This is a genomic window from Paenibacillus chartarius (assembly GCF_042432825.1).
Classification (GTDB): domain Bacteria; phylum Bacillota; class Bacilli; order Paenibacillales; family NBRC-103111; genus Gordoniibacillus; species Gordoniibacillus chartarius.
Map to the genome: position 1 here is coordinate 1 of NZ_JBHLWN010000023.1, position 26,995 is coordinate 26,995.

Annotated in this window: 23 protein-coding genes, 1 tRNA gene and 1 other RNA gene; 2 read left to right on the forward strand and 23 right to left on the reverse strand. The window is 52.6% G+C overall.

Annotated features, from left to right (window positions below):
- Positions 1 to 58 precede the first annotated feature (58 nt).
- The 20 genes from ACFFK0_RS05075 to ACFFK0_RS05170 all read right to left on the reverse strand — a co-directional run bounded on the left by ACFFK0_RS05075 (position 59) and on the right by ACFFK0_RS05170 (position 22,888).
- Positions 59 to 1,339: an ArsB/NhaD family transporter gene (locus ACFFK0_RS05075; RefSeq protein WP_377468847.1), complete on the reverse strand. Its 1,281-nt coding sequence runs from the start codon at positions 1,337 to 1,339 to the stop codon at positions 59 to 61.
- Positions 1,340 to 1,545: 206 nt separating this feature from the next.
- Positions 1,546 to 2,214 carry a hypothetical protein gene (locus tag ACFFK0_RS05080; RefSeq protein ID WP_377468848.1) on the reverse strand — a complete coding sequence of 223 codons (669 nt, stop codon included), beginning with the start codon at positions 2,212 to 2,214 and terminating at the stop codon, positions 1,546 to 1,548.
- A 490-nt stretch (positions 2,215 to 2,704) separates the two neighbouring features.
- Complete coding sequence (locus ACFFK0_RS05085; RefSeq protein WP_377468849.1) at positions 2,705 to 3,901, reverse strand: enolase C-terminal domain-like protein; 1,197 nt, start codon at positions 3,899 to 3,901, stop codon at positions 2,705 to 2,707.
- Positions 3,902 to 3,926: 25 nt separating this feature from the next.
- The gene (locus ACFFK0_RS05090) at positions 3,927 to 4,769 is read right to left on the reverse strand and encodes a carbohydrate ABC transporter permease (protein ID WP_377468850.1); all 843 of its coding nucleotides are present in this window, start codon (positions 4,767 to 4,769) and stop codon (positions 3,927 to 3,929) included.
- Positions 4,756 to 5,637 (reverse strand): carbohydrate ABC transporter permease, encoded by an 882-nt coding sequence (locus ACFFK0_RS05095; RefSeq protein ID WP_377468851.1) that lies wholly within the window; start codon positions 5,635 to 5,637, stop codon positions 4,756 to 4,758. The genes ACFFK0_RS05090 and ACFFK0_RS05095 overlap by 14 nt, the downstream gene beginning before the upstream one ends.
- 83 nt (positions 5,638 to 5,720) lie before the next feature.
- Complete coding sequence (locus ACFFK0_RS05100) at positions 5,721 to 7,061, reverse strand: ABC transporter substrate-binding protein (RefSeq protein ID WP_377468852.1); 1,341 nt, start codon at positions 7,059 to 7,061, stop codon at positions 5,721 to 5,723.
- A gap of 143 nt (positions 7,062 to 7,204) precedes the next feature.
- The gene (locus ACFFK0_RS05105) at positions 7,205 to 7,900 is read right to left on the reverse strand and encodes a FadR/GntR family transcriptional regulator (RefSeq protein ID WP_377468853.1); all 696 of its coding nucleotides are present in this window, start codon (positions 7,898 to 7,900) and stop codon (positions 7,205 to 7,207) included.
- A gap of 259 nt (positions 7,901 to 8,159) precedes the next feature.
- Positions 8,160 to 8,523, reverse strand: a transfer-messenger RNA (tmRNA) gene (gene ssrA / locus ACFFK0_RS05110).
- Between the two features lie 235 nt (positions 8,524 to 8,758).
- Complete coding sequence (gene smpB, locus ACFFK0_RS05115) at positions 8,759 to 9,238, reverse strand: SsrA-binding protein SmpB (protein WP_377468854.1); 480 nt, start codon at positions 9,236 to 9,238, stop codon at positions 8,759 to 8,761.
- Between the two features lie 68 nt (positions 9,239 to 9,306).
- Entirely contained in the window at positions 9,307 to 10,050 is a 744-nt protein-coding gene (locus ACFFK0_RS05120) for an SDR family oxidoreductase (protein ID WP_377468855.1), read from the reverse strand.
- A gap of 88 nt (positions 10,051 to 10,138) precedes the next feature.
- Positions 10,139 to 12,655 (reverse strand): ribonuclease R, encoded by a 2,517-nt coding sequence (gene rnr, locus ACFFK0_RS05125; protein WP_377468856.1) that lies wholly within the window; start codon positions 12,653 to 12,655, stop codon positions 10,139 to 10,141.
- Positions 12,656 to 12,660: 5 nt separating this feature from the next.
- Positions 12,661 to 13,476 (reverse strand): alpha/beta hydrolase, encoded by an 816-nt coding sequence (locus tag ACFFK0_RS05130; RefSeq protein ID WP_377468858.1) that lies wholly within the window; start codon positions 13,474 to 13,476, stop codon positions 12,661 to 12,663.
- Positions 13,477 to 13,554: 78 nt separating this feature from the next.
- A complete protein-coding gene (gene secG / locus ACFFK0_RS05135; protein ID WP_377468908.1) occupies positions 13,555 to 13,794 on the reverse strand; it encodes a preprotein translocase subunit SecG in 240 nt (79 codons plus the stop codon).
- A 91-nt stretch (positions 13,795 to 13,885) separates the two neighbouring features.
- Positions 13,886 to 14,593, reverse strand: coding sequence for a M50 family metallopeptidase (locus tag ACFFK0_RS05140; protein ID WP_377468859.1), 708 nt, complete (start codon positions 14,591 to 14,593; stop codon positions 13,886 to 13,888).
- A gap of 953 nt (positions 14,594 to 15,546) precedes the next feature.
- Complete coding sequence (gene eno / locus ACFFK0_RS05145; RefSeq protein ID WP_377468860.1) at positions 15,547 to 16,839, reverse strand: phosphopyruvate hydratase; 1,293 nt, start codon at positions 16,837 to 16,839, stop codon at positions 15,547 to 15,549.
- 27 nt (positions 16,840 to 16,866) lie between these two features.
- On the reverse strand, positions 16,867 to 18,405 hold the full coding sequence (gene gpmI, locus ACFFK0_RS05150) for a 2,3-bisphosphoglycerate-independent phosphoglycerate mutase (RefSeq protein ID WP_377468861.1): 1,539 nt from the start codon (positions 18,403 to 18,405) through the stop codon (positions 16,867 to 16,869).
- Between the two features lies 1 nt (position 18,406).
- Positions 18,407 to 19,162: a triose-phosphate isomerase gene (tpiA, locus tag ACFFK0_RS05155; RefSeq protein WP_377468863.1), complete on the reverse strand. Its 756-nt coding sequence runs from the start codon at positions 19,160 to 19,162 to the stop codon at positions 18,407 to 18,409.
- A gap of 68 nt (positions 19,163 to 19,230) precedes the next feature.
- Positions 19,231 to 20,412 (reverse strand): phosphoglycerate kinase, encoded by a 1,182-nt coding sequence (locus ACFFK0_RS05160; RefSeq protein WP_377468864.1) that lies wholly within the window; start codon positions 20,410 to 20,412, stop codon positions 19,231 to 19,233.
- Between the two features lie 344 nt (positions 20,413 to 20,756).
- Positions 20,757 to 21,761 carry a type I glyceraldehyde-3-phosphate dehydrogenase gene (gene gap / locus ACFFK0_RS05165; RefSeq protein ID WP_377468866.1) on the reverse strand — a complete coding sequence of 335 codons (1,005 nt, stop codon included), beginning with the start codon at positions 21,759 to 21,761 and terminating at the stop codon, positions 20,757 to 20,759.
- Between the two features lie 86 nt (positions 21,762 to 21,847).
- A complete protein-coding gene (locus tag ACFFK0_RS05170; protein WP_377468867.1) occupies positions 21,848 to 22,888 on the reverse strand; it encodes a sugar-binding transcriptional regulator in 1,041 nt (346 codons plus the stop codon).
- 221 nt (positions 22,889 to 23,109) lie between these two features.
- On the opposite strand from ACFFK0_RS05170, the gene ACFFK0_RS05175 reads away from it, so the two are divergent.
- Positions 23,110 to 23,184, forward strand: a tRNA-Arg gene (locus ACFFK0_RS05175).
- 143 nt (positions 23,185 to 23,327) lie between these two features.
- Positions 23,328 to 23,909, forward strand: a complete 582-nt coding sequence (gene clpP / locus ACFFK0_RS05180; protein WP_377468869.1) for an ATP-dependent Clp endopeptidase proteolytic subunit ClpP — start codon at positions 23,328 to 23,330, stop codon at positions 23,907 to 23,909.
- A 73-nt stretch (positions 23,910 to 23,982) separates the two neighbouring features.
- Here the strand turns inward: clpP and ACFFK0_RS05185 are convergent, their stop codons facing one another.
- From ACFFK0_RS05185 to ACFFK0_RS05195, 3 genes are all read right to left on the reverse strand, one after another.
- The gene (locus ACFFK0_RS05185) at positions 23,983 to 24,489 is read right to left on the reverse strand and encodes a ferritin (protein WP_377468871.1); all 507 of its coding nucleotides are present in this window, start codon (positions 24,487 to 24,489) and stop codon (positions 23,983 to 23,985) included.
- A gap of 264 nt (positions 24,490 to 24,753) precedes the next feature.
- Positions 24,754 to 26,514 carry a copper amine oxidase N-terminal domain-containing protein gene (locus ACFFK0_RS05190; protein WP_377468872.1) on the reverse strand — a complete coding sequence of 587 codons (1,761 nt, stop codon included), beginning with the start codon at positions 26,512 to 26,514 and terminating at the stop codon, positions 24,754 to 24,756.
- A gap of 172 nt (positions 26,515 to 26,686) precedes the next feature.
- The gene (locus ACFFK0_RS05195) at positions 26,687 to 26,956 is read right to left on the reverse strand and encodes an HPr family phosphocarrier protein (protein ID WP_377468873.1); all 270 of its coding nucleotides are present in this window, start codon (positions 26,954 to 26,956) and stop codon (positions 26,687 to 26,689) included.
- Positions 26,957 to 26,995 lie beyond the last annotated feature (39 nt).

Below are 26,995 nucleotides of genomic sequence, written 5' to 3' on the forward strand. Positions count from 1 at the left end.
TCTTCAGGAAGTATGCCTTGTTTCAGCCTCAAAAGCCCCCTTAACTCCGAGAGTCTATTTACATGAGATAACGTAAATAGATGTACGCACTTGACAAAAGAATAGACAAAAGCATGAGCGGGAAGCCATACTTCATATACTGAATAAAGCGAATAGGGTAGCCTTCTTTACCGGACATGCCGGCAACAATCAAGTTTGCGCTGGCTCCAATGAGAGATCCGTTACCTCCGAGGCAAGCGCCAAGCGCCAAGCTCCACCATAGCGACTCCAAGTTGCCGACCCCCATGTGGCCCATCTCCTGAATCATAGGAATCATCGTGGCGACAAACGGGATATTATCCAAAAACGCAGAGGCAATGGCGCTGATCCAGAGGATGAGCATAGCCGCTGCCACCGGATCGCCTCCCGTCAATTCGACGGCCTGGGCGGCCAAGCGGGAGATCACGCCGGTCTCCACCAGACCGGAAACGAGAACAAACAGTCCCACAAAGAAGAAAATCGTCATCCACTCCACCTTCGTAAAGGCCTCTTCCATCTTATGCTCACCTGTTAGCAGAAGGAGCAGGAACGCTCCAGCCATCGCAACGGTGGCCGACTCCAGATGCAGGAGCTGATGAAGGAAGAAGCCGGCAATCGTGAGTCCCAATATAGTTAGACACTGGATCAGCAGCTTCCGGTCTGTCAGCACCTCTTTCTCATCCATATTCATAATGCTTTGCTTAAGCTCCGGTGTCGTCTGAATCCGGCTGCGGAACAGCACGACGAGCAGCGGCACGATGACCGCCATGATGAGTGCCGTGATGGGAGCCAGATTGAGGATGAATGCCATGAAGGTGAGCTCTTTGACGGCACTCCCGATCATAATGTTCGGCGGATCGCCGATAAGCGTCGCCGTACCGCCGATATTGGCCGCCAGGATCTGCGCAATCAGATAAGGCACAGGATGGACACGAAGCTGCCTCGTGATGCTGAAGGTAACCGGCACCATCAGCAGGACGGTGGTCACGTTATCCAAAAAGGCGGAGCCCAGGGCCGTAATTAGCGTGAGAGAAACAAGGATTCGGGTCGGATCCCCCTTAGCCTTCTTGGCGGCTACTATTGCGATATACTTGAACAGGCCGGTTTCCGCCGTGATGTTAACGATTATCATCATTCCTATCAGCAGCCCTAGCGTGTTGAAATCGATGTGATGTAAGGCCTCTTCCTGATTGACGATACCAAGAACGACCATGAGCACCCCGCCGATCATGGCGACGATGGTCCGGTGTATTTTTTCCGAAATGATGAGTGCGTAAATAATTAAAAATATTGATATTGCCCAAATAGCTTGCTGTTCCATAATACCTCCCGAATGGCTGCTTATGTCTTATAGGTAATCCCCAACATTTCGCCGAATATCGAACCATCCCCTCTCGCAAATGAAAAAGGAGCCTGGTTTGACAGACTCCTCCGGCTACGTAACTATTTTTACAGTTCCATTATAAGGATCAAAGAGGCTTTAGTAAAGGCGCGTTCAGCAACCCTCTTTATTGCCATCAAAAACCCTTACTTAATGATTCTTCCCGTTATGGAATGTATCATGAGCGAAGCCGGCAGGCCATCCCTCTCATAGTTCACTACATAAACAAGAGGTACGCCTGTCCTGCTGGGCAGGTAGCACTGGTCAATATGTATCGTTTTACTTCCCTGAAGAGAATGATCGGAGCTTAAAGCGATTTTCATGGCTTCGTCCTTTGTCACCGCGGGGTACATCGGCCGGCCTAATCGCTGCTTTTCAAGACCCGTGTCTAAGGACCCTTCAATCCTTCTTATGCTCCCGGATCGATCCAGGTCTATCGTCAACAGATTTCCACACACAGGCTTGTTGTACAGCTGACGCTGCAAATATACCTTTAAGACATCATCGCTCTGCTCGATGCTCACGATCTTCAAGTCATCCTTGACTCTTTTCAATCCGTAAAGCGTCTTGATACTATCTAAATAAGCATAGGAGATCCATCCGGGGGAGTGTGCAGACGGTTCGGTCAGCTTCCCGGCCAATAGCTTAGGCGATTGAACGGTCTCATCCCACTCCATGGTAAGAGTACCTTCACTCTGCTCGTACATACGTTGCAGCACCTTAGCTGATTGTTTTGGATACTGTGGATTTTCAAGAAAAGGCGCATTGTTTAACAATGAACTGATCAGCGAAAGACTTATCATGAAACAGTACATCCGACACCTCCTAGCTATATTTTGGGAAATGTCGGTTGAATTTATTCCGAATTATCTCGAGAAAACTAAATAAAAGCTTCCCCTTAACCACAATTCCGTAGAAGGAGAGCTTGCCGAGTACATATAATCGAAGGTGCTAACGGGTTAACACGCTTGCATCCGAACTTCTGTCACCACACGCTGCCTGCCGCATGCAGCCATCTGTGACGGCCCCGCTCTTTGCTCCTCAGAAGCATCAGGGCAAACAATTGGGTTGCCTGGGGTCCATGAAAACCGAGGAAATGAACCGCTTAATACCGTTACAGGTACGATTATAGACCAGGCTGCCACCCGGTCTATAATCGTAAATATTACGATTAAAATCTTATAATACTCATTGCCACCTGCTGCGTCAATAGTCGGTTCCGATTCCCGCTGAGCTTGTCATTACAGCAAAATCAGGCTTCTTGTAATCTTTATGATTTTGAGTTCACTTCACATTTTTGATTAATCAAGGACGAGCCGATGTACCGTCTGGCAAACGTGCTAGTGTCCATTTGGGAAGCTCGTTCAAACATGGATACTTCTTTGCCTTCTCTTCATCGATATCAATGCCGAATCCTGGAAGATCATTCGGATACACATATCCATCCTTTTCTTCAGGACAACCGGAGAATACTTCGTAAACTTCTTCTTTAAACCCGTTCCATTCCTGAATGCCGAAATTGATGCTACTGATGTCCAAATGGACATTTGCCGCATGTCCCACTGGAGAAACATCCCCCGGTCCATGCCACGCGGTCCTAATTCCAAACGCCTCTGCCATAGAAGTCATTTTCTTAGCCGGAGTGATTCCTCCAACTTGGCTGACATGCACACGGATAAAGTCTATCAATCGATTAGACATAAGTGGAAGCCACTCGTTCGGGTTGTTAAATAGTTCTCCCATGGCAATGGGAGTCACGGTATGCTGACGAATTGTTCTATACCATTCGATTTGTTCTGGCGGCAGTGCGTCCTCCAAGTAGAACAGCTTAAACGGTTCCATTTGCTTAGCAAATGCTACCGCATCGATAGGAGCCAGTCGTTCATGAACATCGTGTATAAATTCAATCTCCCAGCCAATCTTCCCACGCAAGTGCTCGAACAACTCGACGATCCCTCTCATATAAGCCTTCGGATCGTAATAGACGCCGTCCAATGCGTTCCTAGGTTTGATGATTCTCTGGTCACGGCCGCCGTATAACCCCATCTGGCACCGCACATAGCGTACGCCTTGATCCATATATGATCTTACATTTTCCTCTACTTCTTCTTTACATGATCCATCGGCATGCTTGTAAATAGCAGCGCCTTCCCGACATTTGCCGCCAAGCAGCTGAAAGACCGGCAATCCGGCAATTTTACCTTTGATATCCCACAACGCCATATCGACACCGGAAAGAGCATTGTTAAATTCAGGTCCATTCCGCCAATAACCGCTGACCATTGCTGTTTGCCAAATGTCTTCGATACGGTGTACGTCTTTTCCAATTAAGAAAGGCTTTAAGTAATGTTCAACAGCTGAGGCAACGGTCAAATATCTTTGGGTAAATGTAGCGCATCCCAAGCCATAAAGACCCGGTTCCGAAGTTTCAATCTTAACTACCACCAAGTTAATCCCTTCCGGGGCGGTCAGTATTGTTTTTACATCGCGTATAGTAATCATCTTTGCTTCTCCTATCCGAATAACTCTATTGTTTTACGGCACCTGCTGTCAGGCTGCTGATAAAATACTTTTGCAAGAAAATAAAGAGAATGATTAACGGCAAGCTTGATAAAATAGATGCCGCCATCAAATCGTTCCATACAATCTTATAAAATCCGTTCAATTGGCCAATACCGATCGGTAATGTTTTCATATTCTCAGAAGTCGTTAAAATAAAGGCAAACATATATTCATTCCAACCCACAATAAATGAATAGATCGCGGTTGCCGCCAAACCGGGCAGAGACAAAGGAAGAATGATTTGCACGAATGTACGGACCCGGCCGCATCCATCGATAGTCGCTGCTTCGTCCAACTCTTTTGGTACCCCCTGGAAAAACCCAAGCATTAACCATGTACAGAACGGAACCGAAAATGAGATGTAAACCAAGATCAAACCCCAATGGGTATCCACCAGACCAATCGTTTTCAGAACCTTATAGAATGGAATCAGGAGCATAATAGATGGAAACATTTGTGTAACTAGTAAAAAGGTCAGGAACGTCCCCCTGCCGCGAAACTGAAAACGTGATACCCCATATCCCGCCAGCGCGGAGAACACTAGAGAAATACCAGTAGAAGCTAAAACTACGATAATACTATTGTAAAAATACGTACCAAACGGATAATCCTTCCATATTCTGGTGAATGATTCTAAAGTAACGTGTTCTGGGATCCACCTGGGTGGAGTCACCATAACCTCGTCTATCGGTTTCAGTGCCGTCGACATCATCCACAACACTGGAACGAGCACGCATAAAGATGCAAGTACCAATATCAAATACATGATCAGATTGAATATTCGTCCGTTTCCATTAGTCGTGGTCATTTCCGAACAGCCTCCTGTATAAAAATCCAATCAAGAAGCATACAAAGAACACGATGACTGCCATTGCTGCTGCTTTACCGTAATCAAAGAATTGGAATGCTTGTTTGAAGATATCGATGCTTACTACATTTGTGGCGTCTCCCGGCCCACCCTCAGTCAGCAGCCAAATCATCGTAAAATGTTTGAACCACCAGACCGTATCTAGGATCAGGGTTACCACGATGACAGGAAGCAAACCAGGCATTGTAACATACCGGAACGACTGCATCCGATTACAGCCATCGATCTTGGCCGCTTCATAGGTGTCCTGCGATATCGACTGAAGACCGGCAAGAACCATCATCATCACCATCGGATAACCCTTCCATACGCAAACAATGACAATGGCAATAAATGCGTAAGATGCGTCACCTAACCAAGAAATCGGATCATTGACCACATGAAGGCGCATTAGGACGTCGTTAAAGAGGCCATACATCGGATTGAACAACCACTTCCACAGCAACCCGACCACTACTTCCGGCAGCAACCATGGGAGAATGAGGATTGTCCGAAACACGGTTATACCCGGCAATTTCATATTTAGAACCAGCCCAAGAACAATTCCGATTGCGAAATGGCCAAGTACGGTCAACAACGTATATTTCAGCGTCATGATTATATTTCCGACGAACTGAAAGGATGAAAAAATGTTTACATAATTGCTCAATGCGACGAAATTCCATTTGTTGACCAAGTTGGTATTAAAAAAACTGATGTATGCTCCGTAAAATAAAGGATATGTAACCAACAATAAGAGCGTAATGGCAGCCGGAAGAATGAATCCATAAGCGGCCCACCACTCTTTTCTAACGATTGCGTTCTTCATTGTCCCCCTCCTTTCCGTTCATAAGCTTTCTGAAGAAGGGATTCCTTCTTCAGAAAGCCAACGGGGAAAAAATGTGTATTCACTTATTTTCCTTCTTTTGAAATTAACTCATTCGCTCGCGCTGCTGCTTTTTTCATGGCTTCGTCTGCCGTTATTTTTGAATTTGAAGCCAGCAAGGCTTGATAAGCTTCAGCTACGATATCATAGAACTGCGAATACGTGGAAATGGTCGGTGCATGATAAGCGTATTGAAGGGCTTTTACGAATCCAGCCTTATCAGGCGCACTGAGCGATGGGCTTGAGGCCAGTTGTTCTTTCGTCGGCAATGGGCCGGTCGCATCGGTAAACTTAAGGACGTTTTCATTACTCAATACAAATTTTAGATAATCTGCAACCGCTTCCTTGTTCTTGCTTGCAGCTGAAACAGAATATCCAAGCAACCCAAAAGTTGCAGAATGCTTTTCCTTCATTGGTACGGGGGCACTGTACAGTTTCCCTTTCAAATCCGGGTTTTGAGAGATGATTGTGCCGAGTGCATTTGGTCCACTGATCAACATAGCTGCCTTACCGGAGGCTACCATGCTGGCTGCTTCGGGGAACCCGGTTTCCGTTACGCCTGGAGGCACGACCTTGTATTTATTATTGAGATCAGCATAGAATTGAAGCGCATCCTTAGCTTTAGCCGTATCCAGATCAGTCACCCATTTACCACTAGCATCTTTGTGTACTTCCTCCGCACCAAAGGAGCGAAGAACTGGTAAGAATCGGGTTCCGCCTGATGTATTGCGCGTACCAATCATTGCAAAGCCCCATTGATCCAGTTTGCCGTCACCATTCGTATCTTTGGTCAGTTTTTGAGCAGCGGCAAGGAAATCGTCCCATGTTTCCGGAGCTTTGAGACCTTCCTTTTCAAACATATCTGCGCGATAAATCAATGCCTGAGGTGTTGATGTCCATGGGATGAATTGCAATTTTCCGTCAATACTGGACTCCTCAATTACATTCGAATAAAACTCCTTCAAATAATCGGCGCCCAATAGTTTAGTTAAATCCTCTGTGACATTCATGCCATAGGCGTTATACATAAATTCCGGTGTATTTGTAAACGCATCCGGCATCTGGTTAGCCGCGGCAAGAACAGATATTTTCTTGTACATGTCGTTCATGGGAACCCCCATAAACTCGATTTTGACATTTGGATGCTGTTTCATGTATGCCTCTGCGATTTCTTTCTCAATATCTCCGCCTGGTTTTTCTGTTTGTGTTGCAGACATAATAGTTAAAGTGATTGGCTTATCTGCCCCTCCCGACGCTTGTCCTGCAGTCGATCCCTTATCCGCATTGTCCGTTTTCGATGAGCAACCGATCATACTTGCACTTAAAACCACAGCCAAGGAAATCATTGAAACCCTTTTCATTTTCATGCTCAACCCTCCAATATTATATAAAAGTTATGTTAAAAGCAAAGAGTTGTCCTTTCATTGAGATTGACGACTCCATGCTGAATAACCAAAGATTTACACTTATATGATGTATGTTGTCATACAAGTTGAATGTGAAAATATGATTATTTATTTTTTAATTGCTGTATCTTTTGGCGATTTTCCTTCATTCCTGCCTCAATCAGTTCTTTTGCCTTTTGTGCATCTCTAGTACGAATCGCTTCATACTGATCGATGTGGCCTTTCAAGCTATCTTCACTAACTCCAAAGACACGATTCAATTCTTCCAGATAGTAGGAAAAGGGCTCTTTCACAGCTTGCATAAGTTTAATGAACAAATCATTTTTTGAAGCCTTAACAACGCAAAAATGGAATTCGTAATCGTGAACTGAGTATTTCACATAATCATCTTTGTTAGAAAGCATTTTTTGCAAAGCTTGGCCAATCTCTTGAATATCCTGTTCATCAGCCCGCTGAACTGCCAAATCAATACACTTGAATTCGATAGTTTCACGGAACTCCATCATATCTAAAAATTCTTTCTCACTTAGGTTCATTACTGGAAAGAAGCCATTGAGTATGACCTCGTTTACAGAAGGAGAAACAAATGATCCTTTACCATGGTGAGTGGTAATGATTCCCAATCCTCTAAGCTTTTGAATTGCACTTCTAACACTAATCCGGCTTACATTAAACATCTGGCATAATTCGTTTTCAGATGGAATCTTATCGCCAGGCTTCCATTTGGAAGTGATAATGTGGCTTTTAATTTGATCGTATACCTCATCCACCACATTTTGCTTTTCAATAGCCCGTATCATTGAATTCACCTCCAAACTCGTAACTTGTGATACAAGTTTATCAAACATTTTCACTTTGTACAATATATGATTTCATAAATTCCAAAAAAACAAGTTTTTCATCGTGCAGGCCTTGGCTCAGCTCCGCGTATTACTGAACAGAAAACTTTAATTAACCACGAGCCTGTTTCGAGACTTGGTATCGTTAATATTGTTGTTTGTTAATAGTAGAACCCTCGGCAAGCATCTCTTTGCCGAGGGTTCTTTAAACTAAGTCATATTATGGAGCCGAGGGGAGTCGAACCCCTGTCCGAAAATAACGCCACACAGGCTTCTACGGGTGTAGTCACGGTTTTGATGTCACCCTAGAGGCCCCCCGTAACCGGGTCCCCTTCGGGTCAGCCTGATTATCTTCTTCAGCTAGCCCCAGGCGGAGACTAGACAGCGTATCCCACTAAGAGTGAGCCCCTATCCCGGCACATGGGCGATGCAGAGTAGAAGCACGAGAGCAGGTTATTAAGCTGCTACTGCGTAGTTAGTTGTACGGTTGCCAGTTAATTGGCGTTCGCGTTGTTATAGTGGACGCAGCCCCACTACCCGCTACCCATGCTCGAACTATTCCCGTCGAATCCAAGAACGGCCCCGCATGTAGTAGGCGATCAAGAGCAGCGGACCAGGGCCGCGATCGATCATCCGATCTTCGCCATAGCCGGGTCGCCGTCATCTCGACTGCTTCATCAGTATATCATATCCGCGCAAAAAGAAAAGACAGGATTACTGGCAGCCCGTCCGCACAATCCCATGGGAAGATGCAAATCAACCCCATCGCACAGCACCATGGCCGTGCAGCCTGCAGCACGCCGCAAGTACGCCTTAGCCTTATCGCGCGATCTTCTGCTTCTCCCGCAGCGCCCGCTGGATCTCGCGTTGCGCATCACGCTTCGCGGCGGATTCCCGCTTATCATACTGCTTCTTGCCCTTGCCCAGACCGAGCAGCAGCTTGGCGTAACCATTGCGCACATAAACCTTTAGCGGCACTAACGTATAGCCCTCCTGCTTCGACAGACCGAGCAGCTTATGAATCTCCGGCTTCTTCAGCAGCAGCTTGCGCGCCCGCGTCGGGTCGCTTGGATTGTAGCGGTTGCCTTGCTCAAACGGCGAAATATGCATGTTGTGAATGAAAGCCTCGCCATTGCGAATCGTTGCGAACGCGTCGCCGATATTGGCCCGCCCCATCCGGAGCGACTTGATCTCGGTTCCGGTCAGCACCAGGCCGCATTCGTACGTATCCTCAATGAAATAATCGTGAGACGCCTTCTTGTTCTGAGCCAGCAATTTGCCGTCGCTCTTCTTGCTCACGCCGTCCGCCTCCTTCCGCTGGAAGTGCAATTATTGTAGCAAGGCGCCGCGGAAAAATCAAGCCAACCCTAGAATGGCACGCGGGCGAGCATCTGTGCAGCCGCATCGATTTCTTCCCGCGACATGCGCATCGCCTTCTCCGAGGAGCCATAGCCGATTTCCGGCAAGCCCTGCTCCAGCCCCCGGAACACACCGTCCGCGAATTCTTCGAGAGGGACTCCAAATGTGTGCACCCCGGCTCCGCCAAGATCCGTATTTACTGCAGGAGGAACGATTTCGATGACTTCGATTTTCGTGGCGGCAAGCTGGTGCCGCAGGCTTACCGTGAAGGAGTGGAACGCCGCTTTCGTAGCGCTGTAGACAGGCGCAGCAGCCATCGGGGTAAAGGCGAGACCCGACGTAACATTGACGACAGCCCCAACGCCGCGCTCAACCAAATGGGGCAGCAGCAGCATCGTCAAATGAATAGGCGCCTCCACATTAATAGCGATCTCCTGCTTATAATACGACCAGCTTCCCTGTGCCTTCTGGAGATTGATTCTCTGCTGAATGCCGGCATTATTGATTAAGACGTTCAACTCGGGAAAATCATGCCGTACCCGCTCCGCCAGCTCGATCCGGTCCGACTCGGAACCCACATCGCAAACGTACGTATGAAGCTCCGGGACCTTCCGCCGGGCTTCATCCAGCTTGTCTTCCCTGCGCCCGCACACGATGACGCGGTTGCCGAGCTTAACGAGCCTCTCGGCCAAAGCGAAGCCGATTCCCGTAGCACCGCCGGTTATGAGTATCGTATTACCTTCCAGCTTCATAAGTACCCTCCTCAGTCCAAACAAACGGGAAGAAGCCGCCTGCCTATGAGACGGCTCCTCTCCGAGTCAACCTAACACGCAGCAGCCGCTACTTGCGCCGCTTCTTCGTAGCGACGCCGCTACCGCCGCGCTTGCCGCCGCGGCGATCGCCCCGGGCGAGCGCATTTACGCTGCTCGCCCAGTCGCCCCCGGCCAGCGGGCCCGTATGGCCCGCTTTGCCGGGCGCGGCGCCCGGCGCCGCCGCTGCCTTGGCGGCAGCGCCGCGCCGCTTGCCAGCGCCGGCACCGCTGCCGGCGCGCTTCCCGCGGGCGCCGAAGCCGCCGCGCCCGCCGTTAGGGCCGCCGGCCCCTGCTCCGGCCGGCGCCCCGCGGCCCTTGCGACCGCGGAAGCCCCCGCGGTCGCCTTCGCCCTGCGCCGCACCGCCGAACCGCGGCGCACCGCCGCCGCCGCCCCGCGGCTTCATGTCCACAAGCTCAAAATCGATCGCATGCTCATCGATACTAACCCGGGTGACGCGCACCTTCACTTCATCGCCGATGCGATAAATTTTCGACGTCCGCTCGCCGATCAGCGCCAAATGCTGGTCATGGAAATGGTAGTAGTCATCCGTCATATCACTCAGACGGATCAAACCTTCTACCGTGTTATCCAGCTCGATGAACATCCCGAACGATGTCACGCTCGAGATAATGCCCTCGAACTCTTCGCCGATCTTATCCATCATGTACTCGGCTTTCTTCAGCGCTTCCGTATCCCGCTCCGCTTCAACGGCAATGCGTTCCCGTTCCGACGATTGACGCGCGATGTCGTCCATCCGCGACGCCAAGTACTCGAGCCGCTCCTCCGTCAGCGTTCCGCCGCCCTCCATGACCTCGCGCATCACACGGTGGATCACCAAGTCCGGATAACGTCGAATCGGCGACGTGAAGTGCGAGTAAAACTCCGCCGCCAGCCCGTAGTGGCCGGTCGAATGCGCGTCGTACTTCGCCTGCTTCATCGAACGCAGCAGTACGGTGGAAATCACGGTCTCTTCCTTCGTGTCCTTAATCTCTTCAAGCAGCGTCTGGAGCGCCCGCGGATGAATCGTATTGCCCTTGCCGCGCACGGCATAGCCAAAGTTCGCAATAAACTCCATAAAATGCTGCAGCTTCTCCGCGGAAGGCTCTTCGTGAATCCGGTACAGGAACGGCACCTTGAGCCAGTGGAAATGCTCCGCCACCGTCTCGTTGGCCGCCAGCATGAACTCCTCGATGATCATCTCGGCGATCGAGCGCTCGCGCTTGACGATGTCGTAGGGCTTGCCGTCGCGATCGACCAGGATTTTCGCCTCGGCAAAGTCAAAGTCAATCGCGCCCCGATTCATCCGCTTCCCGCGCAGCAGCATCGCCAGCTCTTCCATCATACGGAAGTCGTCCCACAGGTAGCCGTATCGCTCGATGAGCCCCGCTTCCTCCAGCTCCTCTTCGGACTGCGTCAGCATGCGGCGCACGTTCGTATACGTCATCCGCTCCACAGTCTTGATCACGCTCGGATACACGTCATGCCGCACCACATTGGCGCCTGCATCGAACTCCATTTCGCAAGTCATCGTCAACCGGTCGACCTTCGGGTTCAACGAGCAAATCCCGTTCGACAGCCGGTGCGGCAGCATCGGAATGACCCGATCCACAAGGTAAACCGAGCAGCCCCGATTGTACGCCTCCCGATCCAGCGCGGAGCCTTCCTTCACGTAGTAACCGACGTCCGCAATGCTGACCGTCAGCAAATAGTTGCCATTGGCGAGCCGCTCCACACACACCGCATCGTCAAGGTCCTTGGCGTCTTCCCCGTCGATCGTAACGATCCGCTTGCCGCGCAAATCCCGCCGTCCGCGCATCTCTTCCTCCGTAGGCGCATCCGGCACCGCATCGGCCTCGAGGATCACTTCCTCATGAAACGCTTCAGGAAGCCCATACTTGCGAATAATCGATAAAATATCGACGCCCGGGTCGTCCTTATGACCGAGCACCTCGATCACTTCACCCTCCGCCGCGGCGCGGCCTTCCGGGTAATTAACGATCTGAACGACAACCTTCGTGCCGTCCACGGCACCCATAAACTTCTCCGTCGGGATGAAAATATCACGGGTAATCCGCTTATCGTCCGGCATCACAAATCCATAGCTGCCGTGGTTTTGGAACGTACCTACGATCTGCGTGTTGGCGCGCGTAATGACCCGCACCACTTCGCCTTCCAGCCGTCCGCCGCTAGGGCCGCCTTTGCCCGTCACCCGCACGAACACGGTATCGCCGTTCATCGCCGTATTCATATCGTTGGCATGAATATACACATCCTGATGTCCTGCTTCCTCAGGAATCAGGAACCCGAACCCCTTCGCATGCGCTTGCAGGCGACCGCGCAGCAAATTCATCCGCTCCGGCACGCCGTAGCGGTCATTGCGCGTACGTACGATATCGCCGTCCTGCTCCATTTGATTGAGCAGCTTCAAAAATTCCTTAAATTCGAACGCATCGTTTACCCCAAAATGCTGCTCCAGCTCATTGTAAGTCATCGGCTTATACGCCGTTTCCCGCATAAAATCCAAAATCGTCTCTCTTGTTAACATCTGCGTCACCTTCTCTCCAGAGCCGGCATCCGGCTCCTGTCATTGTTCGGCTTGCTCAAGCTGCAGTCCACCTCTTGTACAAAAGCCAGAACATCGTTGTACACCGCATCCCGCTCGACATCCATCAGTATGGCATGCGACGAATGCGGATACCATATCAACCGCTTGCTGCTGGAGCCCGCCCGCTCATATACGAACGAGGCACTGGCCGGCAGCACCGTGCGATCCTTCTCGCCTTGTCCGACTAGAAGCGGAGCCGTCACCTGCGGAAGAAGCTTCGCCACGTGCCGCATCAGCCCCCGCAGACTGACGACACATGTTAACGGCGAGCGGTCATACGCTATAATCTCTTCGAATCTCGTTGTCAATTGCGAAGGCTTCTTATGAACGTACTTTTTCACATACTGCAGCGGATATGCCAGCCAAATTTTCCTATCGCGCAAGTAAATTGGAGATGCCAGGGACACCACCCCGTCCAATGGCTGCTCCGCTCCCAGCTTCAGCGCGAGCAAACCGCCCATCGAGTGGCCTACAGCGACGATCCGACGGTATGCCCTGTCCTTTATTTTATGATATTCCGCGAGCACATGCCCGTACCAATCCGGCCATTGCAGCCCCAGCATATCTTCCGGCTTCGTGCCGTGTCCGGGCAAACATACACCATTAACAGTATAGCCGAAATCGTTCAAAACATATCCGAACCGCCGGAACTCTGAAGGAGATCCCGTAAACCCGTGAATGAGCATAATCGCCGTCTCGCCTCGCTCCCCGCGCCCTTCCCAGTGAAACGGCTGCGGCGAGCGGTAAATTCTCTCTGTCATCTTTAGTCGTCATCCTAATCCGTCTGTATATAGAAAAACAGCAGGAGTATCGTTCCCCTGCTGTTTGAGTGTTATGAGTTATACCGATTTAACGAAGTAAGCAACTACAATCGACAGTACGAAAAATGCCGCAGCAAGACCGATTGTCAGCCTGGACAGAAACAAGTCGAGTCCGCGCGCTTTCGTGCGTCCGAACAAGTGCTCGGCGCCGCCGGAGATCGATCCGCTGAGACCCGCGCTTTTCCCTTTCTGCAGAAGAACAACGGCGATGAGCCCAATCGATGCGATCACTAGCAATACTTTAAACAACACGACCATCATCTTTATTTACACCCCAAGCTTGACAAATTTGAATGCGTGCATAAAGTCACTATTTCTAGTGTACCATACAAGCACTATCCGCACAAGCTCATCTGTAATTCGAATGAACCATCCTCGGCGGTGCCGCAGGCCGCCTGCTTCCGGAGAAAAAGTTTTTCAGCGCTCTTGTCGCACACCACAGGGCAAACAGCGAAAATAGTACGCCCCACAACACCGCCGGCAATAGCGTGAGCTGGGCCAAATTCGACGCATCTCCGGCCGACCGCGGCGTCGTTGCGCCCATGATCGCCAGAGAGATCGGCCCCATTACCGACTCCTCCAGACAGAGGAAGGCGACGAATAAATAATACCCGTTGCGAAGCCAGCGGGGCGCGAACGCAAGCACGACCACGGTGAGCAGCAGAAAGCCCGCCAGCCACATGATGCCGTACGAATTGCGAACGAACAAAATTAACGATACCGCCGAAATCAGCGCAATCAGCTGCAGCCCCGTCCGCTGCCTGCCTAGTGCGTATAAGCGGAACAGCAGCCACGCAAACAGCGACGCCGTCATATACCCGGCCAGCGAGATCGGGATGAGCGACCACGCCTTCGTCACTGAGGAGTACGTTACTCCGCTGTGATCCAAATACAGTTCAATATACATGACCTTACCGGATAAGAGCAGCGTCATAACCGCATGCCCGAACTCATGAACAAGCGTATCCACACTCCGGAAAAACTCAGAGAACGGGATGAACCTCGTCAACACTGCGCAAACCAGCAACAATACAATCGTCTTCACCCAGCTGCCCATCGGAAAATCCCCCTGACTCGAGGCGCTGCCTCAGCACTCCTTCCCATTATATACACTTCTGCACAGCGGCAAAACCGACCTGAGCCCAGTATATATTCAGCTAACCACCTGCAACAACGCCCTTTGATGCCTTACTGCAACCGCCCAACCAGCTTACCACCTTCATCAACGCCCTTTTGGGCCTTATTGCACCCGCCTAACTGGCTTACCACCTGCAACAACGCCCTTTCGGACCTTACTGTACCCGCCCAACCGGCTCACCACCTGCAACAACGCCCTTTTGGGCCTTATTGCACACGCCCAGCCGGCTTACCACCTGCAACAACGCCCTTTTGGGCCTTATTGCACCCGCCCAACTGGCTTACCACCTGCAACAACGCCCTTTTGGGCCTTATTGCACCCGCCCAACCGACTTACCACCTGCAACAACCCCCTTTTGGGCCTTATTGCACCCGCCCAACCGACTTACCACCTGCAACAACGCCCTTTTGAGCCTTATTGCACACGCCCAACCGGCTCACCACCTGCAACAACGCCCTTTTGGACCTTATTGCACCCGCCCAGCCGGCTTACCACCTTCATCAACCCCTCTTGGGCCTTATTGCACCCGCCCAACTGGCTTACACCTGCAACAACGCCCTTTCGGACCTTATTGCACACGCCTAACTGGCTTACCACCTGCAACAACGCCATTATGGACCTTATACCACCCGCCCAACCGACTCACTACCTTCATCAACGGCCTTATGGGCCTTACTGTACCTGCCCTACCGACTTACCACCTGCAACAACGCCATTTCGGTCCTTGTTGCGCCCGCCCAGCCGACTTACCACCTGTAACAACGCCCCTTCACCTTATTTGCCCACCTACCCGCCCAGTCGAGCCCCACTGGCCGCCGCCTTATTTACCACAAAAAAACAGGCCGCGCATAAACGCAGCCTGTTCACTAATCTTACTTGAAGTTACGGAGGTTGTAGAATGCTTGCTTGCTTGCGTACTGTGCAACGGATTGCAGCTCGTCTTCGATGCGCAGCAGCTGGTTGTACTTGGCAACGCGGTCCGTACGGGAAGGTGCCCCCGTCTTGATTTGGCCTGCGTTCGTAGCAACCGCGATGTCAGCGATCGTGCTGTCTTCGCTCTCGCCGGAACGGTGGGAGATGACAGCCGTGTAGCCTGCGCGCTTCGCCATTTCGATCGCGTCGAATGTCTCCGTCAGCGTACCGATTTGGTTAACCTTGATCAGGATCGAGTTGCCGATGCCTTGCTCGATGCCTGTCGACAGGCGGGATGTGTTCGTTACGAACAGGTCGTCGCCGACGAGCTGTACGCGGCCGCCCAGCTTCTCAGTCAGCAGCTTCCAGCCTTCCCAATCGTCCTCGGAGCAGCCGTCTTCGATCGTGATGATCGGGTACTTGTCAACCCAGATTGCAAGCAGGTCAACGAACTCGGCCGGCGTGAAGGATTTGCCTTCGCCTTCGAGGTGGTACTTGCCGTCTTTGAAGAACTCGGTGGAAGCAACGTCCATGCCCAGGAAAACGTCGACGCCCGGCTTATAGCCGGCTTTCTCGATCGCTTCGATGATCGTTTGGATCGCGTCTTCGTTGGAGCTCAGGTTCGGAGCAAAGCCGCCTTCGTCGCCTACAGCCGTGTTCAGGCCTTTGCCCTTCAGAACGGACTTCAGGTTGTGGAAAATTTCCGCGCCCATACGAAGCGCTTCTTTGAAGCTAGGAGCGCCAACAGGCAGTACCATGAACTCTTGAACGTCAACGTTGTTGTCGGCATGAGCGCCGCCGTTGATGATGTTCATCATCGGAACCGGAAGCTGCTTCGCGTTGAAGCCGCCTAGGTATGTATACAGTGGAAGCTCTACAGCTTCAGCTGCAGCACGAGCAACAGCCATCGATACCGCGAGGATGGCGTTTGCGCCCAGCTTGCCTTTGTTCGGCGTGCCGTCGAGCTCGATCATTTTCTTGTCGATGCCGACTTGGTCCAGAGCGTCGAGGCCGATGATTTCCGGAGCGATGATCTCGTTCACGTTCTCTACGGCTTTCAGTACGCCTTTACCCAGGTAGCGGCCTTTATCGCCGTCGCGAAGCTCAACAGCTTCGTGTGCGCCCGTGGATGCGCCGGATGGAACGATGGCACGGCCCATTACGCCGGAGTCGAGGTAAACTTCTACTTCTACAGTCGGGTTGCCGCGGGAATCAAGCACTTCGCGGGCATGTACGTCAGCAATCAATGTCATGGTACGGTTAACACTCCTTCTACTGGTTTAGGATTGGATAATCGACTTGCCTGTCATTTCCGCAGACGGCTTCAGCTGCAGCAGCTCAAGCAGCGTTGGAGCGATGTCCGCCAGGATACCGTCTTCGCGCAGCGTTACGCCTTGCTTCGTCACGATGAACGGAACCGGATTGGTCGTATGCGCGGTATTGCGCGAGCCGTCCGGATTCGTCACGATGTCGGCGTTGCCGTGGTCGGCCGTGATGCACACGACGCCACCCTTGGCCAGAACCGCTTCGACGACGCGCCCGAGGCATTCGTCCGTCGCTTCGATCGCTTTCACCGTTGGCTCGAGCAGCCCCGAGTGGCCGACCATGTCCGGATTAGCGAAGTTGAGGATGATCGCGTCTTGACGCTCCGCCTCAATTTCCTTCACCGCCGCTTCGGCAACCTCATAAGCGCTCATTTCCGGCTGCAGATCGTACGTCGCCACCTTCGGAGACGGAATGAGAATCCGCGTCTCGCCGGGGAGCTCTACGTCACGGCCGCCGCTGAAGAAGAACGTTACGTGCGGATACTTCTCCGTCTCGGCAATTCGCAGCTGCTTCAGCCCCGCCTGCGCGACAACTTCTCCAAATGTATTATCTAAGTTCTTAGGCTTGTATGCAACATAACCGCCAACAGTTTCGCTAAACAGCGTTAAAGCGACGAAATAAAGTCCCTTCGGACACTTATCGCCGCGGTCGAAGCCGCGGAAGTCTTCGTTCGTGAATACCTGGGAGAGCTGGATCGCCCGGTCCGGACGGAAGTTGTAAAATACGACTGCATCCTCGGACTCAACGAGCCCGACCGGCTTGCCGTCTTCACCTACGATTACCGTCGGCATGACGAACTCGTCGAATACCGATTTCTCATACGATTCGGTTACGGCCGCTATCGGGTCCGTGTATTGAGGACCTTCTCCGTACACCATAGCACGGTACGCCTTCTCCACACGCTCCCACCGCTTGTCGCGGTCCATCGCGTAATAGCGGCCCTGTACGGTGGCGATATGGCCGACGCCTAATTCGTCGATCTTCGCCACGAGTCGCTCCAGGTACGACTTCGCGCTGTCCGGAGCGACGTCGCGCCCGTCAAGGAACGCGTGAATGTAAACGTCGTTAAAGCTCTCGCGCTTGCACAGCTCGAGCAGCGCGAACAAATGATCGATATGGCTATGCACGCCGCCGTCGGACAGCAAGCCGTACAGGTGCAGCTTCTTGCCGTTGTCCTTCGCATGGCGGATCGCGCCGAGCAGCGTATCGTTCTCGAAGAAATCGCCGTCGCGGATCGACTTCGAGATCCGGGTCAAATCCTGGTACACGATCCGTCCCGCCCCGATGTTCAGATGGCCGACTTCGGAGTTGCCCATCTGGCCTTCCGGCAAGCCGACGGCTTCGCCGCAAGCGGTGAGCGTCGTGTGCGGGAACGTGTTCCAATACCGGTCGTAATTCGGCTTCTTCGCATGAGCGACAGCATTGCCGAACTCCTCGCTGCGCAGGCCGAACCCGTCCAAAATAATGAGCGCTACCGGTTTCGGTCTCGACATCTTACTTCGCCCCCTCGACGAGCTGGATGTAGGAAGCAGGCTCCAGGCTTGCTCCGCCGACCAAGGCACCGTCGATGTGCGGCATGCTCATGTACTCGCGAATGTTGCCCGGCTTCACGGAGCCGCCGTATTGAATGCGAACCTTCTCCGCAGTCGCTTCGTCGTACAGTCCCGCTACTACGCTGCGAATGTAACCGATCACCTCGTTCGCATCGTCGGCTGTCGACGATTTGCCCGTACCGATCGCCCAGATCGGCTCGTAAGCGATGACGACTTGTGCAGCTTGCTCGGCGGACAGCCCTTGGAACAGAGCTTCCGTCTGCACGCGGCATACTTCTTTCGTCTGATCGGCTTCGCGCTCTTCCAGCTTCTCGCCGACGCAAACGATCGGAGTCAGACCATGCTTGAACGCGGCATGCGTCTTCTTGTTTACAGTCTCGTCAGTCTCTGCAAAATATGCACGGCGCTCGGAGTGGCCGATGATCACGTACTGCACGCCGAGGTCCTTCAGCTGCACGCCGCTGATCTCGCCGGTGAACGCGCCGTTGTCTTCCCAGTGCAGGTTTTGCGCGCCGATCTTCAGCGTAGTGCCCTTAACGGCTTCAACAAGTGCCGGCAGGTTCGTGAACGGCGCACAGATGACGCTCTCGACGCCGTTTACTTCCGCCTTGCCCTTCACCTCGTTAACGAACGTGACGGCTTCGGAAACCGTCTTGAACATTTTCCAGTTGCCTGCGATAATCGGTTGTCTGCTCATCGTTACACCTACCGCTTTTATTTGTTTTGGGTACTTCTATCCGATATTGCTTTGTTTATCTCTGTATATTATTTATCTTGCAGAGCAACGACGCCCGGCAGAGCTTTGCCTTCCATGAACTCCAGGGAAGCTCCGCCGCCTGTGGAGATGTGATCCATCTTGTCGGCGAGGCCGAACTTCTCCGCTGCAGCAGCCGAGTCGCCGCCGCCGATAACCGTATAGCCTTCAGCCTCGGCACAAGCTTGAGCTACTGCGCGTGTACCGTGGGAGAAAGGCTCGATCTCGAATACGCCCATCGGTCCGTTCCACACGACCAGCTTCGAGGACTTGATGACATCCGCATAGATTTCGCGCGTTTTCGGTCCGATGTCGATGCCTTCCCAGTCAGCCGGGATGCCGTCGATGCCGACGATTTGCGTGTTTGCATCGGCACTGAAATCGTCAGTAACGACGATGTCGACCGGAAGCAAGAAGTTCACGCCGCTCTCCTTGGCTTTCTCAATGAACGACAGGCTCAGCTCCAGACGGTCTTTGTCGAGCAGGGATTTGCCGATTTCATAGCCTTGCGCCTTCAGGAACGTGTAGGATAGACCGCCGCCGATAATGATGTTGTCGGCAATCTTGAGCAGGTTCTCGATAACGCCGATTTTATCTTTCACCTTGGAGCCGCCGACAATCGCTGTGAACGGACGCTCAGGGTTACGCAGCGCCTTGCCGAGTACGTCAAGCTCTTTCTCCATAAGCAGCCCGCCGACAGCCGGCAGGAAGTGAGCGATGCCCTCCGTCGAAGCATGTGCGCGGTGAGCGGCGCCGAAAGCGTCGTTGACGAACACGTCAGCCAGCGCAGCGAACTGCTTCGCGAGCTCCGGATCGTTCTTCTCTTCGCCCGGGTAGAAGCGTACGTTCTCAAGCAGCAGTACGTCACCGTTATTCAGAACGTCAGCCTTCGCCTTGACAGCGTCGCCAACGGCTTCGTCAGCTTTTGCAACCGGCTTGCCGAGCAGCTCGGACAGACGAGCGGCAACCGGAGTCAGACGGAGGCTGTCGACGAACTCACCGTTCGGACGGCCGAGGTGGCTTGCCAGGATAACCTTCGCGCCCTTCTCGATCAGGTAGTTGATGGTTGGCAGCGTTTCACGAATACGCGTGTCGTCGGTGATTGCACCGTTCTCGAGCGGTACGTTGAAGTCTACGCGGACGAACACTTTTTTGCCGGCTACATCGATATCTCTAACGGATTTTTTATTCAATTCTCTCACTCCTTGGCGGAAATATCTCGCTGGGCTGCGCGGCGGATTGCCATAGGGACTGCGGCCTCTCTTGAAATCGCGTCCTCTGATTCCGCCTTAGCGGAAGAACGCAAAAGCGGCAGGTAAACTCTACGTCCCTACAGCATCCTCTGCTGCGCCTTGCAAGAATCGAAACGTAGTGCTCAGCTTGAATAAAGCTGGGTGGGCACATGGGAAAGAGGAGAATTTCTTCTCCTCTTTCTGTTGTACTAGCTGCCATATTAAGCTGTCGTGAAAGGTGACACGGAGGATGAATATAAAGTAACCCTCATATTCGATCCGCAGTGGTACCGGTCACCGACTGCTTACAGACCTTTCGAAGCGATATATTTAGCGAGGTCAACGACGCGGTTGGAGTAGCCCCACTCGTTGTCGTACCAGGAAACGACCTTCAGCATGTTGCCTTCTACAACCATTGTCGACAGCGCGTCGATCGTGGAGGAAGCCGGGTCACCATTGTAGTCGCGGGATACGAGCGGCTCGTCGGAATAGTTCATGATACCCTTCAGCGGGCCTTCAGCAGCTTCCTTCAGCGCCTGGTTTACTTCGTCAACTGTAACGTTAACCTTCATCTCGGCTACGAGGTCCGTAACGGAAACGTTCGGTGTAGGTACGCGGAACGACATGCCGTTCAGCTTGCCCTTCAGCTCAGGAAGCACGAGGCCGATCGCCTTCGCTGCGCCTGTCGAGGATGGGATAATGTTCTCTGCAGCGGCGCGAGCGCGGCGCAGGTCCTTGTGCGGCAGGTCAAGCACTTGCTGGTCGTTCGTGTAAGAGTGAATTGTTGTCATCATGCCCTTTACGATACCGAACTTCTCGTTCAGCACCTTCGTGAAAGGAGCAAGGCAGTTCGTCGTACAGGAAGCGTTGGAGATGACCGTGTGAGCAGCCGGATCGTACTTGTCTTCGTTAACGCCCATAACGATCGTGATATCTTCGTTAGTCGCAGGAGCGGAGATGATGACCTTCTTAGCGCCGCCCTTCAGGTGCAGCTCAGCCTTCTCCTTCGCAGTGAAAATACCAGTCGATTCAACGACGATCTCTACGCCATACTCGCCCCAAGGCAGTGCACCCGGATCGCGTTCTGCAAATACTTTTACGGAACGGCCGTTCACGATCAGTTCGCCTTCGCCAGCTTGTACCGTAGCGTTCAGTCTGCCGTGCGTCGAGTCGTACTTCAACAGGGCGGCAAGCGTGTTAACGTCCGTCAAATCGTTGATAGCGACGATCTGTACATCCGGATTGTTCAGCGCTGCGCGGAACACGTTACGACCAATACGACCAAACCCGTTAATACCAACTTTCACCATTGCGAAATTCCTCCCAGACCTATCATTTTAGGTTTATTTCAAGACGGCCGAACGTATTGGAGCGGCTCGTCATGATGGCATCATCGTTAAACTTCTTGCTTCATCTGTTCCGCAATCTCCAGAGCGGCCGCTTCGTCGGTCACGAGAATGTCCTCGTGCCTGAACCTGAGCACCGCCGCGATCGCTTCGCCCTTGCTCTTGCCGCCGGCTACGCCGATCACCGTCTCCATCTGCTGAATATCTTCGATACGCAGCCCGATGGTCGGCATCTTGTGAACGACCTGACCCTGCCGGTCAAAATAATAACCGAACGCCTCTGCCAAAGCGCCGTCGTTCATAAGAGAATCGATCGTCGCCTGGTCGACCTTACGGCGTCTAGCCATGACCATAGCATTGCCGATCCCATGAACCACGATGCGAGCCGACCGGATCACTTGAATGATCTCGACGATGCCCGTTTCCAGCATTAGCGACTGGTACGCTTCCTCGCTGAGATGATCGGGAACGTGGAGCAGCCGGTATTGGCCGCCGATCTTCTTGGCCATCGTTGAAGCCACGGTGTTTGCCTGCAGCTCGACGCTTTCGCCGAGTCCGCCGCGAGCCGGCACGAAGGTGATCCCCTTCAGCGGCACCGCCGAGGTAAGATGGTTGGCCACGTGAGCCATTGTGGAGCCGCCTGCGACGGCGATCACGACGTCGGGATCTTTGCCTGCGATCTTCCGCAAGACGCCCGCGCCTGCGCGCCCCAGTTCCATTTTGGCATGAGGCGATTGATCGGAGTCTCCAGGCACTACAATGACTTGTTTAAGCCCATAGTGGCTGCGAATGCGTTCCTCCAGCTCGGTCAATCCGAACGTCTCCTGCAGCAGCGGCTGAAAGCTCTCGACGAGCTTGCGGCCCGCTTCGGTAATCCGCATCCCCAGCGCATCGACTTCAAGGAGCCCTTGCGCTTTCAGGAAGTCGGCCTCGCCCCGCAGTACCCGCTCCGTCATCCCGAGCGTACCGGCCAATGTCCTTCTGCCGACCAAGCCGGACAGCATGACATGATGCAAGATCGTGTACCGCTTGTTCATGATGTCGAGCAGGTCGGGGACGAGCTGCTTTTGAATATCCAGCATCTCACGCATGTAGTCCCGTCCGCCTCGCTTCCTCTTCACCTTGCATTTATGGGCCGCATTGTGTCCCGCGTATACATTTTGAGTCCCGGTACTTTCATGTTTATTATACTCCAATCAAGCCCGCATGGCAAACCCAACCTCGGAAAAAAGTTACTGTAATTCTCGACTTGCTTTTTTCGTTCAAGCCCGCTATAATTACTTTTGCTGTCAACGAAATTGATACGCAGCACGCGCCCGTGGTCCAATGGATATGACGTAGGCCTCCGGAGCCTGAGATAGGGGTTCGATTCCCTTCGGGCGCGCCATTATATCACCTAACCAGTCTGGTACAGCCAGATTTTTTTATACCTACGTTTGACCTTTCTTGACCTTTGTTAAATATTCCGTTATCATAGGTATAGAAGGCCTAAAGTTATCCAACCCTAGTGACATTAAGGAGGTCATCGCGATGAGTTTCATTCCTATGGTTGTCGAGCAAGACGGTCGCGGCGAGCGCGGGTACGACATTTACTCCCGGCTGCTGAAGGACCGCATTATTTTCCTGGGAACGCCTGTTAACGACGTGGTGGCCAACTCCATCATCGCTCAGATGCTGTTCCTTGCGGCGCAGGACCCGGATAAGGACATCAGCTTGTACATCAATTCCCCGGGCGGATCGATTACGGCGGGGATGGCGATTTTCGATACGATGCAATTCATCAAGCCGGACGTCTCGACGATCTGCGTCGGCATGGCCGCTTCGATGGGCGCGTTCCTGCTTGCCGCAGGCGCGAAAGGCAAACGCTATGCGCTGCCGAACAGCGAAGTTATGATTCACCAGCCGCTCGGCGGTGCGGAAGGGCAAGCGAGCGACATCGAGATCCGCGCGAAACGGATTCTGAAGATGCGCGACAACCTTAACCGCATCCTTTCGGAGCGTACCGGCCAGCCGTTCGAGAAAATCGAGAAGGACACCGACCGCGATAATTTTATGAGCGCTGCCGAAGCTGCAGAGTACGGCCTTATCGACAAGGTTATCGACAAGATCTAAACACAACAAAGCCGCCCAATGGGCGGCTTGTTTCATTATATGGCGTCCTGCCGGCGGCCCGGCGGCTACAAGCTTATTCGGCCGGCGGCGTGAATGTGCGGGTTGCCAGCTCCGCATCCAGCATGTAGAACGCATTGCTGTCCTTATCGATCCGCTTGAGCTTCTGAACGATCGTATCGAAGGTCGCCTCTTCCTCCACCTGCTCGTCGATAAACCATTTCAGGAAATTGATCGTAGCGTGCTCTCGCTCGTTCCAGGCAAGATCCGACAGCTCATAAATGCGCTTGGTTACTAGCTGTTCATGCTCATAGGCCGTTTCAAATGCATTAAGGATCGAGCTGTACTGGTTCTCCGGATGCTCCATCCCCGTCACATGAGCTCTCTTGCCCAGCGTGTTGATATAACGGAAAATTTTCATTGCGTGGAACTTCTCTTCCTCCGCCTGAACGATGAAGAAATTCGCAAACCCGTCCCAGCTTTCCGAAGCGCAGTACGCCGCGATAGCCAAATACACCTGAGAAGAATAAAATTCATAATTCATCTGATCGTTCAGCTTGTCCAACAGCTTATCGCTCAACATAAGTCTTCCAGCCTCCTTTATTCACTTGAAGTAGTATGTCCTATCCGTATTACTTTCAGAAGGTCGACTCGTGCTGTCTTTCGATGAAGAATACCATAGAGCATACGGCAGGGCAAGTCCCGCTGTAGATTTGTTCCATAATCGTTTGCCCTATTCCGGGCTCAGCCACGCCGCAGAAGGCTGTCCATAAAGAAAGAAGGGTGGTCCCCGGGACCACCCTTCTTTCTTCTATCGGCTGCCGCAAGCAGCAGTCCGCAAATCAAATCACTTCGTTGTATCAAGCGGGTAGAAGATCAATTCCGCCGGGAAGAACGTTCCCGCCGGCGGAGTAAACTCGATGTGCAAATCCTTCTCCGTACCGTCCGTGCGTCCAATCAGCTGCACTTCCTCAAACGGCGGCAATATGCCGGATTCCGGCACCAGAGCGAAGTCGCCGTTGATCTTGAAGGCACCCGCGAAGCTTCCCCCGAGGCCCATCAGCAATATCGCCATCGGCTTCGGATTCGAGATGTGGATGTCGTATTTCACGCCATAGTTGCCGTAATTGTTGACGGCCTCTTTGCGGAACACATCATAACCGTTAACATAAACGTCCGATTTGCCGTCTCCCAGCGTAAGAATGGACGGCTGATTCAACCCGCTCAGATCGACGTCCCAACGAATGTCCGCCGTATCGAACGTACCGCGCACGTTTCCATTGTAACCAAGTCGCGGCAAGGTGCTTTCTACGGTTTCCGGTTTAATTTTGGTATGCGACGCAGCGAAGGTGATCTTCACCGGACCGTCGGTCTCCAGGTCGTAGAACAGATTTACTCCCTGCTCCGGATACATGGTCGGCATTTGCGAATAGACGACGCTCGAATTCGGCGGAACGACCAGTGTCCGTTCTTCCGGAGTCCCCATCAGGAAATCGACCGACGCCTCTCGTCCGATCAGCATCGCATAGATCGAAGGGAATACTTCCCCTCGCTTCGTCGTCTTGATGGTCACTTCCTTGTCGCTGTCGTTCGTCGCCAAGATGGCAAACTCCAGCGGCTTCTTCGTCATGTTCATATGGTCGGCGTATAACCGCGCCTTGCCGTTCACGACATCCTGATACAAGATACCTTCCGTCTCTACATTTTCCGGACTGTCGCTGACCAGAAGTTTGCGGCCCTTGAGCTGCGTGACCTGCTTTGCAACTTCAGGGAATCCGTGATAATTGCCGAACAGCTTGCTGCCCTTCGTCTTGAACGACGTACCGATCGGCTTCTTGTAGAGCGGATATTCATCCTTCGACAAGAATACTTCGTCCGTCACCTTCACATAGTTCGTATAGACGGCGCTCTTATTCCCCTTGTAGTCGTACACCTGCAGCGTTACGGAGTAGGTCCCCGGCTCGAAGAACGCTTCTTCCCGATTCCGCCAATAGCGCTGGGCTATCCCTTCGGCGTCCGGGTCGTAGCTCAGATCGACATACTTGACCGGTTCCCCGATGCGGTACTCCGGCTTGCCCGTAACGAATTTCGCAACCGGCTTGTTGCTGTAGGCGTCAACGTACCCGCTGACGGGAGGCTTCACATAAGTAATTCTCACACGGCCGACATCGCCGTTATACGTGTAATTCGCCCCCATATAATCGGCAACCCAGGTCAGCTTGACCAGAAGATTGCCGTCCACAATCGCCGCATAATCGTCGAACGGTCCTTCCTTGCCGTTAATGAACACCTTCTTCTGAACCAGATCAAGGACAATCCGATTGTCCTCCGGCTCCATACTGATCGTGTTTGTAACGGCGTCCCATTCAACCTTGAAGCCCAGCGCCTCACCCAAGAAGCGGGCCGGTACATAGGTGCTTCCATTAATGATCGTCGCCGGAGCCCCTAGCTTGACCTGTGTTGTGTTTACATACGCCGTATCCGAGTTCAAATACAGTACGATCGTCGCCGTCGTCGTCGATACCGCTTGCGCAGAGCCGACAACGAACAGCTGCAGCAGCATCGCTGCCGAGAGCAGCGCCGCCGCCTTCTTCTTCCACTTCATCATGCCTTGTCTCCCTCTCCCATTCGTATAGCCTCGTTACCAAACCAGGAACAAAAAAACCTCTTCCTAAACTACGTCAATTAGACGTAATTCCACGGAAAAGGTTGCGCACATCTGACATAATTCCCAATTCGCGAAAATTCCGACACTCGCTTCGCTGCCGCGCAAGCGGCCGTTATTGATTTTCTAATTCTTCCTTGCTTACGAGAGCGACTAAAGCGTTTACAGCCTGCTCTGCGTCCGAACCTTCAGCACTTATGTGAACTTCCGTACCTGAGGAAATAGCGAGACTCATAATCCCCATGATGCTCTTCGCATTTACCTTCTTCTCATCCTTCTCGACGAAAATTTCCGATGAGAACTTGTTCGCCTCTTGAACGAATAATGCCGCCGGTCTGGCATGAAGTCCGGTCTTTAATTTCACGACTACAGGTCGTCTCGACATCGAAACAATTCCCCCTACTTCATTAGCTTCGTATATTAT